The organism is Pseudarthrobacter sp. NIBRBAC000502770 (genome assembly GCF_006517815.1).
Lineage (GTDB): Bacteria > Actinomycetota > Actinomycetes > Actinomycetales > Micrococcaceae > Arthrobacter > Arthrobacter niigatensis.
Genome location: NZ_CP041198.1, coordinates 3,036,893 through 3,053,829, shown reverse-complemented (window position 1 = coordinate 3,053,829; position 16,937 = coordinate 3,036,893). Strand labels below are relative to the sequence as shown.

At 67.3% G+C, this 16,937-nt stretch carries 12 protein-coding genes; 6 read left to right on the top strand and 6 right to left on the bottom strand.

All coding sequences use genetic code 11. From position 1 onward, the window contains the following. Nucleotides 1–307 precede the first annotated feature (307 nt). Genes NIBR502770_RS14675 through NIBR502770_RS14655 form a run of 5 tightly spaced genes read left to right on the top strand, consistent with a single transcriptional unit; the run spans nucleotide 308 to nucleotide 6,185 of the window. Complete coding sequence (locus NIBR502770_RS14675; RefSeq protein WP_141182423.1) at nucleotides 308–1,723, top strand: Gfo/Idh/MocA family protein; 1,416 nt, start codon at nucleotides 308–310, stop codon at nucleotides 1,721–1,723. Between the two features lie 9 nt (nucleotides 1,724–1,732). Beyond that, a complete protein-coding gene (locus NIBR502770_RS14670) occupies nucleotides 1,733–2,698 on the top strand; it encodes an NAD(P)-dependent oxidoreductase (protein WP_141182422.1) in 966 nt (321 codons plus the stop codon). Next, nucleotides 2,695–3,600: a 5-dehydro-4-deoxyglucarate dehydratase gene (locus NIBR502770_RS14665; RefSeq protein ID WP_141182421.1), complete on the top strand. Its 906-nt coding sequence runs from the start codon at nucleotides 2,695–2,697 to the stop codon at nucleotides 3,598–3,600. Before NIBR502770_RS14670 ends, NIBR502770_RS14665 begins: the two co-directional genes overlap by 4 nt. Beyond that, nucleotides 3,600–4,703, top strand: coding sequence for a mandelate racemase/muconate lactonizing enzyme family protein (locus NIBR502770_RS14660; protein WP_141182420.1), 1,104 nt, complete (start codon nucleotides 3,600–3,602; stop codon nucleotides 4,701–4,703). Before NIBR502770_RS14665 ends, NIBR502770_RS14660 begins: the two co-directional genes overlap by 1 nt. 30 nt (nucleotides 4,704–4,733) lie before the next feature. Then, entirely contained in the window at nucleotides 4,734–6,185 is a 1,452-nt protein-coding gene (locus NIBR502770_RS14655) for an aldehyde dehydrogenase (NADP(+)) (protein ID WP_141182419.1), read from the top strand. Nucleotides 6,186–6,380: 195 nt separating this feature from the next. Here NIBR502770_RS14655 and NIBR502770_RS14650 read toward each other — a convergent pair whose 3' ends face one another. From NIBR502770_RS14650 to NIBR502770_RS14640, 3 genes are read right to left on the bottom strand one after another with little or no spacing between them, the layout of a single operon-like run. Further along, nucleotides 6,381–7,496 carry a Xaa-Pro peptidase family protein gene (locus tag NIBR502770_RS14650; protein WP_141182418.1) on the bottom strand — a complete coding sequence of 372 codons (1,116 nt, stop codon included), beginning with the start codon at nucleotides 7,494–7,496 and terminating at the stop codon, nucleotides 6,381–6,383. Beyond that, a complete protein-coding gene (locus NIBR502770_RS14645; protein ID WP_141182417.1) occupies nucleotides 7,493–9,544 on the bottom strand; it encodes a DUF6807 family protein in 2,052 nt (683 codons plus the stop codon). The genes NIBR502770_RS14650 and NIBR502770_RS14645 overlap by 4 nt, the downstream gene beginning before the upstream one ends. Next, nucleotides 9,541–10,695 (bottom strand): acetylxylan esterase, encoded by a 1,155-nt coding sequence (locus NIBR502770_RS14640; RefSeq protein ID WP_141182416.1) that lies wholly within the window; start codon nucleotides 10,693–10,695, stop codon nucleotides 9,541–9,543. The genes NIBR502770_RS14645 and NIBR502770_RS14640 overlap by 4 nt, the downstream gene beginning before the upstream one ends. Before the next feature lie 332 nt (nucleotides 10,696–11,027). Between NIBR502770_RS14640 and NIBR502770_RS14635 the strand changes: the two genes are divergently transcribed. Beyond that, nucleotides 11,028–12,401, top strand: coding sequence for an ABC transporter substrate-binding protein (locus NIBR502770_RS14635; RefSeq protein ID WP_141182415.1), 1,374 nt, complete (start codon nucleotides 11,028–11,030; stop codon nucleotides 12,399–12,401). 116 nt (nucleotides 12,402–12,517) lie between these two features. Here NIBR502770_RS14635 and NIBR502770_RS14630 read toward each other — a convergent pair whose 3' ends face one another. From NIBR502770_RS14630 to NIBR502770_RS14620, 3 genes are all read right to left on the bottom strand, one after another. Then, on the bottom strand, nucleotides 12,518–14,038 hold the full coding sequence (locus tag NIBR502770_RS14630) for an HNH endonuclease signature motif containing protein (protein WP_141182414.1): 1,521 nt from the start codon (nucleotides 14,036–14,038) through the stop codon (nucleotides 12,518–12,520). A 459-nt stretch (nucleotides 14,039–14,497) separates the two neighbouring features. Then, nucleotides 14,498–14,794 carry a DUF4190 domain-containing protein gene (locus NIBR502770_RS14625; protein WP_141182413.1) on the bottom strand — a complete coding sequence of 99 codons (297 nt, stop codon included), beginning with the start codon at nucleotides 14,792–14,794 and terminating at the stop codon, nucleotides 14,498–14,500. A gap of 109 nt (nucleotides 14,795–14,903) precedes the next feature. After that, nucleotides 14,904–16,913, bottom strand: a complete 2,010-nt coding sequence (locus NIBR502770_RS14620; RefSeq protein ID WP_141182412.1) for a beta-galactosidase — start codon at nucleotides 16,911–16,913, stop codon at nucleotides 14,904–14,906. Nucleotides 16,914–16,937: the final 24 nt, after the last annotated feature.

The following is a 16,937-nucleotide window of genomic DNA, read 5'->3' as shown; positions in this document are numbered from 1 at the left end:
TCCGGGCGGCCGGCCGCGATGGCAACCTGCTTTGAATGACAGCATATACGGGGGCAGGAAAGCGATTTCTATGCTTTTCCCCGCCATGTTCCCCGCCCGGCGGCCGGGGATCCGAGCCGACTGGGAAGAAAGCGCTTTCAACCAGTACCGGAAATGGTTGACGGATGCCTCGCCGGGTTGGTACAACTTTTATAGAGAACTGAGAAAACGCTTTCTCGCCTGGCTTTCCAATCGGGGCAGCAGAGTGCCGCCGCTGATCCACAGGCGCCGTTCCTACGGCCGTAAATGAGCTTTCGAAAGGGACCCCATGGTCAACACAGCCGAGACGACGTCGGCCGCAGCTGCCGCGCAGGCCACTGCCAAGGACGGCGGGAAGACCCGCATCGCCCTGATCGGCACGGGCGGCCGTTCCGAGATGTACATCCGTGCCATCTACGGCAAGCACGCGGACACCGCCGAACTGGTGGCCTTCTCGGACGTGAACCCGGGTCGCGTGGAGTTCTACCAGAAGCTCATCCAGCAACTGGGCGCGCCGGGACCGGTGGCGTCCTTTGATCCCGCGGACCTGACAGCGTTCATCCAGGCCAACGGCATCGGCCGGATCATCGTCACCACGCCCGATTACACCCACGCCGACTACATCGTGGAGGGGCTCCGGGCCGGTGCAGACGTCGTCGTCGAAAAGCCCTTGACCATTGACGCCGAAAGCTGCCGCCGCATTGTCGAGGCCGTCCACGAGACCGGACGGAACGTGGTGGTCACCTTCAACTACCGCTACTCGCCGCGCAACAGCGCGCTCAAGGAAATCATCCAGAGCGGCGTGATCGGCAAGGTCACCTCGGTTGACTTCAGCTGGGTCCTGGATACCGTCCACGGCGCGGACTACTTCCGGCGGTGGCACCGGGATAAGAAGAACTCCGGTGGCCTGCTCATCCACAAGGCGTCCCACCACTTCGACCTCGTCAACTGGTGGATCGACGACGTCCCGGAGCGGGTCTTCGCCTCCGGCGGCCTGAAGTTCTATGGCGACAAGAACGCCGCCGAACGCGGGCTGGGCCCCCGTCCCGAGCGCGGAACGCCCGACGCCGATGCCCCCGCCGGCGCGAAGGACCCATTCACTCTGGACCTGAGGGAGGACGAGCGGCTCAAGGCGCTCTTCCTGGACAACGAACACTACGACGGCTACCGCCGCGACCAGGATGTCTTCACCGCGGGCATCACCATTGAGGACAACCTGGCGCTGGTGGTGGAGTACCAGGGCGGGCCGCGCCTGAGCTATTCGCTGAACGCGCACAGCCCGTGGGAGGGCTACCGGGTAGCGGTCAACGGCACCGAGGGCCGGGCCGAGCTTGAAGTGGTGGAACGGGCCGCCGTCCTGCACAGCGCCGACCGGAAAACCGTCGTGGACCCTTCCGCAACCCCGGTGGAGGAAGAGAACGCCGTCCGCCGCAACGGTGAGCGGCTGGTGGTCCAGCGCCACTGGGAGGCCGCGTACGAGGTGCCGATCGTCAATGGTGAAGGCGGCCACGGCGGCGGTGACGAACTCCTGCTCTCAGACCTCTTCAACGGCCCGGGCGAGGACCCGCTGGGCCGTCCCTCCGGATACCTGGACGGGCTGCGCTCGGTGTCCGTGGGTATTGCCGGCAACCGGTCGCTCGAAACCTCGCTCCCCATCCGCGTGGAGGACCTGGACCTCGGCGTCGACCTCCGCCGCGGCAAGTAAGGAACAACCATGAGCAGGATATTCGTTACCGGCGGCTCCGGCCGCCTGGGCCGCAGCGTCGTCGCGGGGCTTGCCCAGGCGGGCCACGAGGTGGTCTCCGTGGACCGTGACGCCGTGCCCGCCGGCCAGCTGCCGCCCGGCGTCGTGCAGGAAACCGCGGACCTCCTGGCGCCGGGGGAGGCGCTGCGCCTCCTCCGGGAGTCAAGGCCCGACGCCGTCATCCACCTTGCAGCGATCGCCGTCCCCTTCAGCGCGCCGGAGGACGTCATCTTTGGGACCAACACCAGGCTCGCCTTCGCCGTGATCAGCGCGGCCACCGAGCTGGGCGTCCCCAAAATCATCACCGCCAGCAGCCCCACCGTGCTCGGTTACGGCTCGCCCGCGGACTGGCTTCCGCCGTCGTTCCCGCTCGATGAGCGGACGCCGCCGAAGCCTTGGAACGCCTATGCGCTGTCCAAGCTCATCGCCGAACAGACAGTGCAGATGTTCGCCGCCGCCCAGGGGGAGCGGATCCGGTACGCGGCATTCCGCCCATGCTTCGTGATCTCACCGGAGGAATGGGAGGGGGCGCCCACCCAGCAGGGCCACACCCTGGCTGAACGCCTGGCCGATCCCGCCCTTTCGGCGCCGGCCCTGTTCAACTACGTGGACGCCCGGGATGTGGCGGACTTCCTTGACCTGCTGCTCCGGAAAATGACGGACATTCCCAACGGCGAAACCTTCTTCGTCGGAGCTGCGGACGCCCTGGCAACCGCGCCGCTGGCGGAGCTCATGCCCCGGTTCCTGCCCGGCAGCGAAGACATCAGCGCGGGCTTGACCGGGACCAGCCCCGCCTTCTCCATCGCCAAGGCAGAGGAACTCCTGGGCTGGCAGCCGCGGCGCAGCTGGCGCACCGAACTCACGTCCCGACCCACCCTCAACGACGAGGCTTCCGCGCTGGTTACTGCCGGCGGCGGGAGCAAGGAGACACCATGAAATTCGACGGCGTACTGTTCTTTCCCGTCACCCCGTTCACGGCCGAAGGCGCCGTTGACGTGGAACTGCTCAAGGAGCACGTCGCTTCCCGGCTGCCCTTCGGGCCCGGCGGCGTCTTTCCAGCCTGCGGCACCGGCGAATTCCACGCCCTCAGCATCGACGAGGTCCGCACCGTGGTGGCGGCCGCCGTCGAGGTTGTGGCCGGGAAGGTCCCGGTGGTGGCCGGGGCCGGTGGACCGCTGGGCCACGCCCTCGCCGCCGCCCGCGCCGCGGAGGAAGCCGGCGCCGACGCCCTGCTGGTGCTGCCGCCCTACCTGGTGACCGGCCCCACCGACGGCCTGGTGGCCTACATCGAGGCTGTCGCCGGTGCCAGCAGCCTGCCGGTCATTGTCTACCACCGCGGGAACGCCAAGTTCACCGCTGCGTCCATGGCGAAGCTGGCCGCGAACCCCAAGGTCATTGGCTTCAAGGACGGGCTGGGAGATGTTGGCCTGGCCCAGGAAATCGTGACTGCTGTCAAGGCAACGGGCCGGACGGACTTCGCGTTCTTCAACGGACTCCTCACGGCTGAACTGACCCAGGGCGCCTACCGCGGCCTGGGCATCCCGCTGTACTCCTCCGCGGCGTTCGCCATGGCCCCGGAAATTGCGAAGGCCTACTACGATGCCTATGAGTCCGGGGATGAGGACCGCCGCAACGCCCTGCTCGAAGGGTTCTATGCACCCCTGGTGCGCCTGCGCGACCAGACTCCGGGGTTCGGGGTGTCGCTGGTCAAGGCCGGGCTGCGGCTGGGTGGACTGCCGGTCGGGTCGGTACGCCCGCCGCTGGTGGATCCCACGGAGGACCAACTACTGGAGCTTAAGGCCATCCTCGCCAAGGGCTACGAGCTGGCCGGGCATTGATGAGCGCCCCGGCGGCCGCGGCCACGCGCAGCACCCCACGCATCACAGGCCTGTCCACCCGGCTCCTGACCGTCCCACTCCGCCGGCACTGGGGTGCGGAGGCGCCGGAGAACCACGTGATCGTCACGGAGCTTCACACGGACGACGGCGGTGCGGGGCACGGTTTCTCCTGGACGCCAACCATCGGACCGCAGGCGGTCAAGGCGCTGCTGGACTATGACATCGCGCCCTTTGTCAGCGGCCTGCCGGCGAACCCCGAAGCTGTCTGGGACACCCTGTGGAAACGACTGCATGAAGCGGGCGGCGGAGGGTTAACCACCATTGCGATGGCCGGGGTGGACCTTGCCCTGTGGGACCTGCAGGCACGCCGCGCGGGGACGTCCGTCACCGGCCTCCTGGGCCAGCGGCAGGAGTCAGCCGAGGTCTACGGCTCCGGCGTGAACCTGCACTACACCCTGGAGGAGCTGGTGGCGCAGACCGAACGCTGGGTTGCGGCCGGCCACCAGGCAGTGAAGATCAAGGTAGGCAAACCGAACCTCCGCGAGGACCGCGAACGCGTGGCAGCAGTGCGGTCAGTCCTGGGGCCGGACCGCAGGCTCATGATCGACGCCAACCAGCGCTGGGACCTGCCCACCACCCTGCGCGCTCTGGAGGTCCTGGCCGAATTCGGGCTGGACTGGCTGGAGGAACCCCTCCGCGCGGACGATCTGTGGGCCTACCGAAGGCTGCGCAAGCATTCACCGGTGCCCATCGCCCTCGGCGAAAATCTGCACACCATCTACCGGTTCCGCGACTTCATCGAGGCGGAGGCGGTGGACATCATCCAGCCCAACATCATCCGGGTTGGCGGCATTACCCCGTTCCGGCGGATCGTGGAGCTCGCCCGTACCCACAGCATCAAGGTCATGCCGCACCTGCTGCCGGAACTCTCCGGCCAGCTGGCGCTGACGCTGGCGGAGCCCACCCTGGTGGAGGACGTCGAGGAGGCGTCGTTCGAACAGCTGGGGATCCTGGACGCGCCGGCGCCCGTGCGGTTCAGTAACAGCCGGGTGACCCTCACGGACCAGCCCGGACTGGGGTTCCGCTTCCGGGACGCTTTGTAGCCAAGAATTCCAAAAGAACAGGTACCTCACGTGACAACAGCAACACTTTCCCTGTCCGAACTCACCGCTGCCGCCACGGCGGCAGCCAGGATCTCCGCGGCCGCATCTGATGCAGAGCGTGCGGGATGGCTTAACGCGGTGGCCGACGCGCTGGATGCCAACGCCGCCGAACTGGTGGAGATCGCCGATGCCGAGACCAGCCTGGGCGTCCCACGCCTGACGGGGGAGGTTGCGCGCACCACCGGCCAGCTGCGGCTGTTCGCGGGCGTCATCACCGAGGGCTCCTACCTCGAAGCGATCATCGACCACGCGGACCCCTCAGCCGCCCCGCCCAAGCCCGACCTGCGCCGCATCCTCCGGCCCATCGGCCCCGTCGCGGTGTTCTCGGCCTCGAATTTTCCCTTTGCCTTCTCCGTGGCCGGGGGCGACACCGCCTCGGCGCTCGCCGTCGGCTGTTCCGTGATCGTCAAGGCGCACTCGGGCCACCTCCGCCTTTCGGAACGGACCGCCGCCATCGTCGCGGAGGCCCTGCGCGGGGCGGGTGCACCGGAAGGCCTGTTCGCCCTGGTCAGCGGCCGCGAGGTGGGCACGGCACTGGTGCAGGATCCCGCCATCAAGGCCGTGGGCTTCACCGGGTCCATTCCCGGCGGCCGTGCCCTGTTCGACCTCGCCACCTCCCGTCCGGACCCCATCCCGTTCTATGGGGAGCTGGGCAGCCTGAACCCCGTGGTCATCACGGCGGCCGCGCTGCGGGAGCGCTCCGTGGAACTCGCCGCGGGGCTGGCAGGATCCTTCACCCTTGGTGCCGGCCAGTTCTGCACCAAGCCAGGCCTGGTGTTCATCCCCGCCGGAACGTCCTTCGCGGCAGGCGTGGCGGAGGCCAGCAAGGACAAGGCCGCCCATGCCATGCTGACCAGGCGCATTGCGGAGGCGTACCCGGACGGGCTGCGCAGCTTTGCCTCCGTGGACGGGGTGGACGTGGTGGGCGGCACCGTAGACCAGGACGCAGCCGCCAACGGTGCGGCCCCGGTGGTGTTCGCCACCACCGCCGCCAAGGTGCTGGACAATCCGGGACAATTGCTCGAAGAGTGCTTCGGCCCCACCACCATCCTCATCGAGTACGCGGACCAGGACGAGCTGTCCGCAGTGCTGGCCACGGTCCCGGGAAGCCTGACGGCCACGCTCCACGCCCAGCCCGGCGAGGACATTGCCGGCTTGGTGGAGCAGCTGTCCGGGCTCGCAGGACGTGTACTGTTCGACGGTTGGCCCACGGGTGTCGCCGTCAACTGGGCCCAGCAGCACGGCGGTCCGTACCCGGCCACCACGTCGCTCTTCACCTCGGTGGGCGCGACGGCGGTCCGCAGGTTCCAGCGCCCCGTGGCCTACCAGGACGCCCCGGAACCCGTCCTGCACCCGGCATTGCATGACGGCAACCCGCTGCACATCCCGCGCCGCGTGGACGGTGAGCTGGTGCTTACGTAACACGCTCTCTCACCGGATACGGGACGAGTACAAATCCTCCCGCAGACCGCCATGACTGAGCGCGCGTTGTAGGGGTGCGAGGCTCCTGGCGACGCGCAAATTTTCCTCCGACGCGCAGATTCCCGGACGCGCCCAAGTATGGGGTGCGTCAGGGTACGCGCGGGTCGACAGTGAATTTGCGCGTCGAGACCTTTGTTACAGCTGCAGCGTCACCGGCCGGTCCAGCCCGTTCACGGTGGCCACCGGCCAGCGGGGGTCCACGGTAAGGACCTGCAGTCCGGACGCCGTGAGCTGCACCGTATCCTCGATCTTGACGCCGGGACCCGACGGGTTCCAGGTGAACGCCTGGTTCAGGACCACCGTGTCCGTCGCGGCGGACGTCGCCCGGGGGTCCCGGCCCGCGTAACCGGCAGCGCCGCCCTGATGGTGCTGCTCCCATTGGTCCGCCCCGAAACCATGGCGGACGTAGGCGGCCTGGATACCGGCGAAGATCCTGTCCAGCCGTGCGCCGGGAACCGTGGCGCCGAAAATTTCTGCCTCAACTGCCGCGATGCGGGCCTCGGCGTCGCGCTCTTCCGGGGTGCCGTCGTCGAACCTGATCCAGCGGGTGATGTTGGCAATGAGGCCGTCGCGGCGGGCGCAGGCCACCGCCATGGCACGCCTGCCGAGAGGGGAATGCGTTGCCAGCGGGTGGCGGAAGGTGCTGCGGGAGCTGCCGTTGCAGAGGAGTACCAGGGGCTCCGCGCCGGCCGCCACCACGCGCCCGGCAAGCGCTGAAGCGAGTTCGAATTCCGTGGTGTCCGGCCGGGCGGCGGACAGGACGTCCGTCATGATGCCTGCCAGCTCCGCGCCCAGATGGGAGTAGCGGGCGCTCTCCGCGGGGAGGAGCTGCTGCCGGGCGGCGCGCAGTTGTACGGCAGCGTCCGCCTCCGCCAGCGGTGGAGCGGTGGAACTGCCGACGGCGGCCGCAGCCTGGTGCAGGTCCCCGTACCAGGGGACGGTGTGCAGGTTGACACCGGCTGGCAGCTCTTCGGCAGCAATCCGGGCAGCTTCGTTGTTGAACGTCACCAGATGGTCGCCATCGCGGTCCACCAGGAGGGCGGCGATGGGATCTCCGGCCAGGCTGATGTGCACCCGGCTGCCGTCCAGGTACCAGGAGAGGGCCGTGTTCGTGGTCAGGAGCAAGGAGTCGCGGCCCGCGGCATCCAGGATGTCCAGCACCCGGCGCCGCTTGATGGCGCGGTCTGCCGGCGCGCCTGGAGCCACACGCGGCTCCCGCCGGAGAGCGGCAGTGGTTGTTGTTTGGCTCATGACGGGTCTCCCTGCTGGTGGATCAATGTTTCGACGTCGGGCGTGGCCAGGATTCCGTCGGCCACAAAAACGGTGATGCTGCGCCGCACTGGGCTGCCTGGCCGGGCAATCACAGGTGAGTCCCAGGCCAGGGACTGCCCCACGCCGGGGTAGCCGTCCACCCGCACGAACCACGGGTCCGCAGCATCGTTGGGGGCGACGAACACCAAGGTGGCCGGGCCGCCGTCGAACGTTCCCGCCCAGGCGATCCAGCGCGTGACGCTGCCGTGCGTTGCCGGCTCGCCGCTTCCTGCCGGCGTCCAGACCGTGGCGCCTTCGCATGCGGGCAGGCGCCAGAAGAACCCGCCGTATCCGCCCCCGAACCGGCCGTTGGATCCCGGGCTGCCAAGGCTGACAGGCTTGTTTCCGGCGGGGGAGAGGGCGAAGTCCAGGGACAGGCGCCAGATGGCGGGCGCGACGCCGGACCACGCCCAGGTGCGTTCCTCCAGGAGGATGGGTGCGCCGTCCGGGCCGTTCCAGCTCAAGGTCTCCTGCAGCCGTCCGGGCCGGCCATCGCGCGCATCATGCTGCCCGGCGGTGGTGCCGGTGACCGTGATGCTGCCGTGGTCCGGGCGCCAGACGTATTGGCCGGCTTCGCGGGTGTAGGTGCGTCCGCCCCAGAAGTTCACGCCGTCCACATCCTGCAGGGCCACCCCGGCGCCCAGATGCCACACATGGTCCAGTGGCTGGTGGTCCGTGACCACGGTGCCGCCCAGGGTGCGGACCGGGTGCAGATAGGGGCGCGGGGACGAGACTGCACGGACATGGCTGCCGTCCTGGTACTCGGCTACGAGCCTGCCGTCCACGCTCAGCGTGTGGACTGGCGGAAGGTGGCGGGCCCAGGGGACGCCCAGTTCGGCGAAGGTAGCCTGCGCCTTGACGGCCCGCTGGATCAGGTCCGCTATGCCGCGAACCACGGGGTGGGCGTCGTCTCCCTCGCCTTCCCAGGCCAGGTGTTCGGCGCCTATCGGGGCCGGGTCCGGTGAAGTGCGGATGGCCTCCAGCACGGTGGTGAACGCACCGGTATCCTCCAACCCACACAGCAGCGGCACGCCGGTGGCGCGGGAGGCGAGCAGGTTCTCCAGCAGGTCGGTCCGGCCGTACGACTCCCGGCGCTCGCCGTCCGGGGTAGTGATGACCACCTCGTCTTTCGTGTAGGAAAGGGTAATGTCGCCCAGCGTTCCGTGCACGGTGACGGTGGGGTCCAGCTGATCCGGCGCGCAGAGCGTCAGGGCGCACAACAGCGTGGTTCCCGGCGCGGTGCGGACCCGGATGATGGAGGTGTCATCGCTTTCGGTGTCATTGGCCCGGTACAGGTCAGTTTCCACGGAGGCGACGTCGGCAGCAGTGTGCGCCCCGGCCAGATGCAGCCCGGTTGCAACGGCGTGGGCCAGCGCATTGGTTGCCACGCCATCCACCACGTCCGTGCCGTCCAGGTTGCGTTTTCCGGCCCAGCGCGACCGCTTGAAGTATGCCTTGGTCCGCAGCCACTGGCCGCTGGCGCTGATGCCCAAGACCGTACCGATGTTCCCTGCCTCCACCATCTCCCTGATGGCCGGCAAGGCGTGGGACCCCAGGCTCTGGAAGCCCACCTGGACCAGGCGGCCATTGCCGTTCGCGGCAGCAACGACCTGCTCGAACTGGGCCAGCGACGCCACCGGCGGCTTTTCGACGTAGACGTCCATTCCGGCTTCCAGCGCCGCGGCCGCCAGCGGGGCATGCGTCTGGATCGGGGTGGCAATAATGACGACGTCGGCGCCCGGCCGGGCGGCCAGCAGCGCGGCGAAATCGGGGAACACGGCGACCGACCCGGCGAGGGTGCCGGGGTGCGGCGGATTGGGATCGGCAACAGCTACCAGTTCCAGTGCGCCGTTTTTTTCAAGCCGGGCCAGGTTGGCGAGGTGATGTTCGCCGAAGCCATGTACGCCCACAAGTGCCACCCGCGGGACGGAGGCAGCAGCGCCCTGTTGGTGCGTCGGGTCCGCGGCGGTGGAATGCTGTGTGGTCATCGGGGTCCTTGGGGAGAGGTGGGAAGGGGTTGCGGGGCCAAGGCTTGCGTCAGGAAATGGAGGGCTTCGTCCTGCATGGCAGCAGTGAATACGTGGCCTCCGGGCCAAAAGCTGCCCGTGTACCTGCCGGTGCCGGCATGCATTGATTCCAGCAGTTGGTGTGCCCGGCGCATGCCGTCCTCGGGAAAGAGTTCATCGGCAAGGGCGTACTGCACCAGGAACCGGGCCGCCGCCGACCTGCCGCTAAGCTCCGGCCAGTCGCCCAGTTTCCACAGGCCGGGAGTCTGAAGCAGCCACGAGTGTGCGTCCAGGTAGGCGGGGAAGAGGGATTCGAAGGTGGTCATCATGCATGCCACCACGGAGGCCCGGATCCGGGGGCTCAGGGCAGCCAGGGTGAGCGAGCGGCCCCCTCCGCCGGAGAATCCGATGCAGCCCAGCCGGTCCTGGTCCACGCCGGGCCGGGCGGCCAGGACTTCCAGGGCGGCGAGGTCGTCATGTGCCACCATGCCTGCCAGGCTGGTGCCCAGCAGCCCTGCCGCTTTGGCAATCGTGTCCTCGTGGAAGCCCGCGGCCGCGTTGTATTCGTCCGCGGCGGAAGGAGCGACGCCGTCCTCCCGCCATTGCGCGTGCTGCGCCGCCGCTGCCGCTGCAGTGCGCCATGGAGCTGAGGAGAGGTCGAAGCGGCGGCTGCCCCAGGCGAAGGTGTCATGGGCCAGGACAACAAAGCCCCTTCGGGCGGTGTCAGTAGCCAGGGCGCGGCCGTCGTAGTGCCCGGCACGGGCGGATGCGGCTGACGGATGGTTATCGGGAAGCTCCACCAGCCGGTCCGCGCCGCCGAACTTGTTGCCGCCGTGGCAGTGCAGTGCCAGGACGCCCGGCAGGGGACCTGGGTGCCCGGCAGGCCGCACCAGCCAGCCAGTGGTGCGGGGCCCAAAGCCCAACTGCCAGCTGAGCTGGGAGGTGGTGGCGCCGTCGTGCGTGTGTTCCCACTGCACCGTCACATCCGGCGGTGCCACCGGACCCGGTACACCCAGGGCGTCCGATAGTTCCTGCGCCGCCGCTGCCGACGCCCGGTGCCCGGGTTTGCTGCGCACGTAGGCCGGCCAGTCCTCGTAGCCGGCGATGGCACTGGGCCTTGGTGTTGGGCTCATTGGGGCCGGCTCCTTCCTTGGAATGCGTATTCATGGACCGTGACGCCGGCTGTCTTACGGGAGGCATGACCACCAAGAAAACGGTTTCTCTCAACCTAACAAAGGGTTTTTGGCGCGTCAACAAGCGGTACCTCCTGGCCGCGTGGCGCCCTGGGGGTCCAGGCTGAACGCGCTTAGTGACAAGGGCTCCGTCGCCTCAAGTCTTTCAACGCCCCAGTATCTTGTTCTACAAGTTATAAGCTTGTATTATTAGTTGTGGAAAGCGCTTTCACGCTTCGCCTTCCTTAGTTCAGCCCCCATCCCCGACAGATCAACGATGATCGGAGTACACAGTGCCACGTTCACCCCGCCCCGCGGCGCCTGCACATCAGCCCTCAAGGGCTCCCGCACCAGGCGCGCCCCGCCGTCCCGGGAAGGGCCGGGTCCGATGGGCGATAGCGGTTGCTGCTGCGACGGCTGCCGTCCTGGCCCTCAGCGCCTGCGGCGGAGGAGCAGCACCGAAAAGCGCGGACGGCAAAGTGGAACTTCGCTTCACTTGGTGGGGAGGTGACAAACGGGCGCAGTTGACCCAGGCGGCCATCGCAGCGTTCGAGGCCGAAAATCCCAACATCACGGTCAAGCCGGAGTTCGGTGACTGGAGTGGCTACTGGGACAAACTCGCCACCCAGACGGCGGCCAACGATGCTCCCGACGTCATCCAGATGGACGAAAAGTACATTACCGAATACTCGAGCCGAGGCGCGCTCCTTGACCTCTCCAAGTACGGCATCGACACCTCAAAGCTTGACGAGGCGGCGCTGAATGCAGGCAGGAGCGATAAGGGATTGACCGGTATTTCCGCCGGCATCAACGCGGCCACCATCCTGGCCAACCCCGCGGTCTTCCAGGCAGCCGGCGTACCACTGCCGAACGACTCCACGTGGACCTGGGAGGATTTTGGGCGCATCGCGGCCGACATTACTGCCAAGTCCCCGAAAGGTACGTACGGTTCGGCCGCCTACGGAACCGACGAGGCCTCCCTGGGTGTGTGGCTTCGACAGAACGGAAAGTCGCTCTACACCTCTGAAGGCAAGCTGGGCTTCGAACCGGCCGACATCGCCGGCTGGTGGGCATTCCTGAAGCAGTTGAGCCAAAACAAGGCCGTACCGCCTGCTGCCGAAGTGGTGGAGGCTGATGCCGCGCCGCTGGACCAGAGCGGCCTGGCAACCGGAAAGAACGCGATGGCCTTCTGGTGGTCCAACCAGGCTCCGGCGCTGGAAAAGGCCTCCGGCGGCGACCTGAAGATCCTGCGCTTCCCCTCCAAAGCCGGTGCCGCCGATGAGGCGAAGCTTTGGTACAAGGCCTCGCAGTTCTGGTCCGCCTCCTCACGCACCAAACACCCGCAGGAAGCGGCAAAGTTCATCGATTTCCTCACCAACAATGTGAAGGCCGGCGAGGCACTCCTGGCGGACCGCGGCGTTTATCCTAACTCGGATGTCCGTGCAGCCATCGCGCCCAAGCTGACTCCGGCCGATACCAAGGTGGTCAAGTTCATCGACGAGATCAAGGATGAACTGGGAGAGGCTCCGGCCCCGCCGCCCAAGGGTGCAGGTGCCATCCAGGAGATCATCAAGCGGTACACCTCAGAGGTCCTCTTTGAACGCTTGTCCACGGACGAAGCCGGCAAGAAGGCCACTGACGAAATGAAAACAGCCATCCGCAGCTAGGCCACTGGGAACATATTCAAACCCGGTTCTGCCCCGGGGGACCAACGGTTCCTCCGGGGCAGAGCTGTCCAATGGCGGAGCTGTTGAGGAAGGTCCTGCTGACTGACGATGGTTCCCTACGGGACGCTGCTCTCCCTGGGCCGTAACCGCTGCCGACCCTCCGCCGGTCCGTGGGCGCGGGGTGCAGACACCCTTCCCAGCACGTGGCCAGCGGGGCTCTTCAAATGCTGGCCAGGATCCAGTCCGTGCTCACCCCGAAGCGGCAGGAAATCATTGACCTCCCGCTGCGGCACGTCGGCGGACGGCAGGCTGGCGGTTAGAAGTGCGCTCCCGGGGAGTGGTGGGGCGGTGGAGTGGTAGGTGTGGCCGGTGGGGGTGGTGGTTGCGACGATATGCCGCTGTCCCTGGATGGTTTGGGCCGTCCAGCCGGGGGTTTCCTTGGTGTGGTTGCAGGCTTCGCACAAACCCTGGCCATTATTCACGCTGGTGGGTCCACCGGTGTGCCAGGCGGTGATGTGGTCGTGGTGCCTGATCGGGGCGTCGCAGTACGGGGTGCGGCAGGTGTCGTCACGGACCTGAAGAAACCGTTTCAACCCGGCCGGGAAGAGCCGGGCTGTGGAGTCCATCGCCACGAGCTCGCCGCTGCCCGGAACGGTGTAAAGCCGCCGGACCCAGAGGTCGAGTTCTTCCATACCCGACGGCCCGGCCAGTGGGTTGGCCGCGGCTGGTCCGCCGGCGAGGGCGATGGCCCGAGCCGGTTCTGCCGGGATGGTGCCGTAGCCGGGGAGCCGTGCTGGTTCTGCGTCGGCCCGGAGGAGGGTGCGGTCGGTCATGACGAGCTGGATCTGGACCCCGGTGATGCCGCCGGGGGTGCCGGTGAGGCGTTCGATGAGGGTGTCGGCCATGACCTGGCCACGGGACCGGTCATCCCCGGCCGCCCGGGCGGTGTCCGCGTCCCGGACCAGGGCGGCGTAGGCGGCCACGCCCTGGGCGACCGGGAGCAGCGCGGTCAGGTAGGTCATGGTGTCCGGGGCCGGACGCAGGCTCACGGCCCGCTCGCTCACGGCCCGGGCGGCGCGTTTGGCGACGGAGGCCGGGTCCCGCCGGTACGCCGCGGCGCGGACGGCGGCGATGATCGCCTTGTCTCCCGCACCGCCCAGGGCGCCGGTATCGGCGGCGAGTTCCTCATCCACCCCGGCCCGGTCCCCGGGCGTGAGGCAGATGGTTTCCTTCACGATCAGGGTGGTCCGCCACTCATTGAGCAGCCCGGCCCGGAACGCGGCGAACGTGTGCGGCATCCCGGTTAACGCCTTGGCCAGGCCCAGCAGCCGGGAACCCCGGGCCGGGGACTCCCGCCTTGCCAAGGCGATCTGCGCCGCGACCCCGGCACCCTGCCCGGCGGCCGGGACCCCGGCGTCGGCCTGTTCCCGCCGCTGGGACAGATCAAAAGCCACAGCGGCCTCAGCCTGCCGGGCACCGGCAAAGCACTTCAACTCCTCCAGCCCGCGAATCTGGTCAACCAAGCCCGCACCATCAGCAGCCAGGGGAACACGGGCCAACAGGTTAAGCACATCAGCGATGGAAGGCACTTGAGGCTTGGCCTCCAGTGCTTTTGCTCCCACTTCAACCGCCTCCATAAGCAGAGTCTTCCAGCACCCTCTGACAATTCCGACGGCCTCTACGTCCTATGTGGAAAAGGCGGCTTCTCACCCCCTGCAGCTCCGCGCCGCAGTGCTACCGCGACCGCGGATAGGTGATTCATGTGCCCCCGGTACCATTCCCCACTATTCCCGCAGTCATCGAACATCCTGTGGCCGGCGGGCAGAGGCTGGGTCATGGCGACGGAAATGGACTTCGACTCCACAGTGGTGGCGGGCGCCCGGCAACTCGTATCTGCACTAGTGCAGGACCCTTTGAGCAAAGCGATACCCCGTGGCAGCGAGTTCAATAACTGTTGGTAGCGGCGTTGCTGGCCCTCCGCACGCACACAGGACTGCCAATAGCGTGAGGGTCAGTGATGAGATCCCCATTTTTCCGGCTATACGCCCCACCCCGGTCCCCAAGCAGGCCCACAGAATATGCCTTGGGACACGCGATTACTGCCATAGCTGATGGACGACGCTCGGTATGAAGCCCAAAATGCTGATCAATGCCAGAGTGGCAATGCAGTACCCAACGGCGAGAGCAGCGATTGCCAGCCCTTTTCCCCGCTCATCTTTGAGTTGGATCTGATTGAGGGCGACGTGCCCGGCGCCCACTGCAAAGACAGCAAGAACCGCGACTCCAAAAACCCAGAAACCTGATGCAGCTACGACAGCAAACACAATCGATGCAACAGCCAGTTTGTTCAGTCGATGCGTTGCCGTGTGAGTCGCGTATGCAGGTCTACTCATTTGGTCCCCCAACCTAGTTGTGAGAGTGAGTCTAGCTCTGGGCCGTCGTCCCCGGGGCTCCTGGGTCACCTCAGGAGGTTTTGACGCTTCCCGTATGGCAACCGCCTATCTAACCCTCGGCCACCACTACGACACCCCCGGCCGGAACCGTGCCGCCAAAAGACTCACCCGTCAGCAGGTCGGTGCCGGTGGCAGAAACCGAAGCAGCCGAGCGCGTGTGGTTGATGGCAAACAGGAAGCTCCGCCCGTCCTCGGAAACCCGGCGGACAAGCTCCACTCCAGGATCGGCGTCGGCAACAGGGGAAACCCCGGATTCGGCGAGCAGTTTGTCCAGGAGGGCATCAATGCCATCGGGATCGGGGAAGGTAGCCAGGTACCAGGCCGCCCCGAAACCCACGGGCCGCCGGGTGACGGCGGGAACGCCGTCCAGCGGATACCCGGTAAAGGCCTGTATCGCCTCCGCGCCGGCCAGATGCACATGCTCGCTCCACACCGACGAGACGGTCCCGTCGCTGAGTTTCAGCTGGGACCCGGCCAGCAGCGGGTGGAATTCCTCCACGCGCACGCCCAGGAGACCGCGGAACGCGCCCGGATAGCCTCCCAGCCGCACGTGGTCCTGCATGTCCACAATTCCGCTGAAGTAACTCACCAACACCGTGGCCCCGGCAGAGGCGGCCGCGGCGATGTTGGCGGCGGAGTCATCGGACACGGCGTACAGCGTGCACACGAGCACCAGGCCATACCCCTCCAGCGACGCGGACGGGTGCACCAGGTCCACGGTAATTCCGCGGAGGAACAGGGCGCGGTGGAACGCCCGCAACAGGTCCAAATACTTCACATCGATACTGGGCTTGGAATCAATCTCGCTGGCCCACCAGGACTCGTAGTCAAAGACGATGGCGGCCCGGGATTGAACCCGCGAACCACGCACAGGTTCCAGGCGTTTCAGCGCTGCGCCCAGTTCCACCACCTCGCGCCACACCCGCGTGTCCCGCCCTCCGTGCGGCACCATCGCGGAATGGAACTTTTCCGAGCCGGCAAAGCTCTGGCGCCACTGGAAGAACATCACGGCGTCCGCCCCGCGCGCCACGTGCGCCAGGGAATTCCGCAGCATCTCGCCGGGCATCTTGGGCTGGTTGCGCGGCTGCCAGTTCACGGCCGACGTCGAATGTTCCATCAGGATCCATGGGTCACCGCCCGCAATGCCGCGGGTAAGGTCCGCGCTGAACGCGAGTTCCACCTGCCGTTCGGGGTCGGCGGCCACCAGGTAGTGGTCGTTGGCGATGACATCCAGTTCCTTGGCCCAGTCGAAATAGTCCATGGACTTGGTGGCGCTTGAGGCCATCAGGTTGGTGGTGCAGGGGACGTCCGGCGTCACTTCGCGCAGTACCGCCACGAGCTGCCGGTAGTAGTCCACCAGGGACCAGGAGTTGAACCGCTGAAAGTCCAGTTGCTGCCCCGGGTTGAGCGTGGACGGGGCGACGGACGGCGGCAGGATTTCGTCAAAGGAACCGTAGTTCTGGGACCAGAACGCCGTGCCCCAGGAGGCGTTGAGCGCATCAACGGTCCCGTACCGGCGCTCCAGCCAGGCGCGGAAAGCGGTGGCGTCCTCATCCCCGTAGAACTCGGAGATGTGGCAGCCGAGTTCGTTGTCCACGTGCCACAGGGCCAGGGCCGGGTGGTCCTGGTATCGTTCGGCGATCACGCGGGTAATTCCGGTGGCATAGCGGCGGTACACGGCCGACGACGGCGTGTAGTGCCGCCGCGAGCCCGGCCCCAGCACGGTCCCGTCAGCCGTGACCGGCAGGATTTCCGGATGCTTGCGGACCAGCCAGGCCGGGGGAGCGGCGGTGGCGGTGGCCAGCGCCACCTTCACCCCGATGCCCGCGAGGTTGTCCATGACCTCGTCCAGCCAGCCAAAGTCGTACTGTCCCTCGGCCGGTTCCAGCAGGGCCCAGGAAAAGATGCCGACGCTGAGGAGATTCACCCCCGCTTCCTGCATCAGTTCCAGATCCTCCGCGCGCACGCTGCGGGGCCACTGTTCCGGGTTGTAGTCGCCGCCGAAGGCGAGGCCCTGCACCTTGCTCCAGACTGGGGACGGACCGCTGGGTTCCTGCATTCTTGGGGCTCCTCTTGTGTTCAT

Excerpts from the sequence above, each read along its gene's own strand:
- NIBR502770_RS14670 (WP_141182422.1), top strand. The coding sequence starts at position 1,733 with ATGAGCAGGATATTCGTTACCGGCGGCTCCGGCCGCCTGGGCCGCAGC.
- NIBR502770_RS14630 (WP_141182414.1), bottom strand. The coding sequence starts at position 14,038 with ATGGAGGCGGTTGAAGTGGGAGCAAAAGCACTGGAGGCCAAGCCTCAA.
- NIBR502770_RS14650 (WP_141182418.1), bottom strand. The coding sequence starts at position 7,496 with ATGAGCCAAACAACAACCACTGCCGCTCTCCGGCGGGAGCCGCGTGTG.
- NIBR502770_RS14675 (WP_141182423.1), top strand. The coding sequence starts at position 308 with ATGGTCAACACAGCCGAGACGACGTCGGCCGCAGCTGCCGCGCAGGCC.
- NIBR502770_RS14625 (WP_141182413.1), bottom strand. The coding sequence starts at position 14,794 with ATGAGTAGACCTGCATACGCGACTCACACGGCAACGCATCGACTGAAC.
- NIBR502770_RS14645 (WP_141182417.1), bottom strand. The coding sequence starts at position 9,544 with ATGACCACACAGCATTCCACCGCCGCGGACCCGACGCACCAACAGGGC.
- NIBR502770_RS14640 (WP_141182416.1), bottom strand. The coding sequence starts at position 10,695 with ATGAGCCCAACACCAAGGCCCAGTGCCATCGCCGGCTACGAGGACTGG.
- NIBR502770_RS14620 (WP_141182412.1), bottom strand. The coding sequence starts at position 16,913 with ATGCAGGAACCCAGCGGTCCGTCCCCAGTCTGGAGCAAGGTGCAGGGC.
- NIBR502770_RS14660 (WP_141182420.1), top strand. The coding sequence starts at position 3,600 with ATGAGCGCCCCGGCGGCCGCGGCCACGCGCAGCACCCCACGCATCACA.
- NIBR502770_RS14665 (WP_141182421.1), top strand. The coding sequence starts at position 2,695 with ATGAAATTCGACGGCGTACTGTTCTTTCCCGTCACCCCGTTCACGGCC.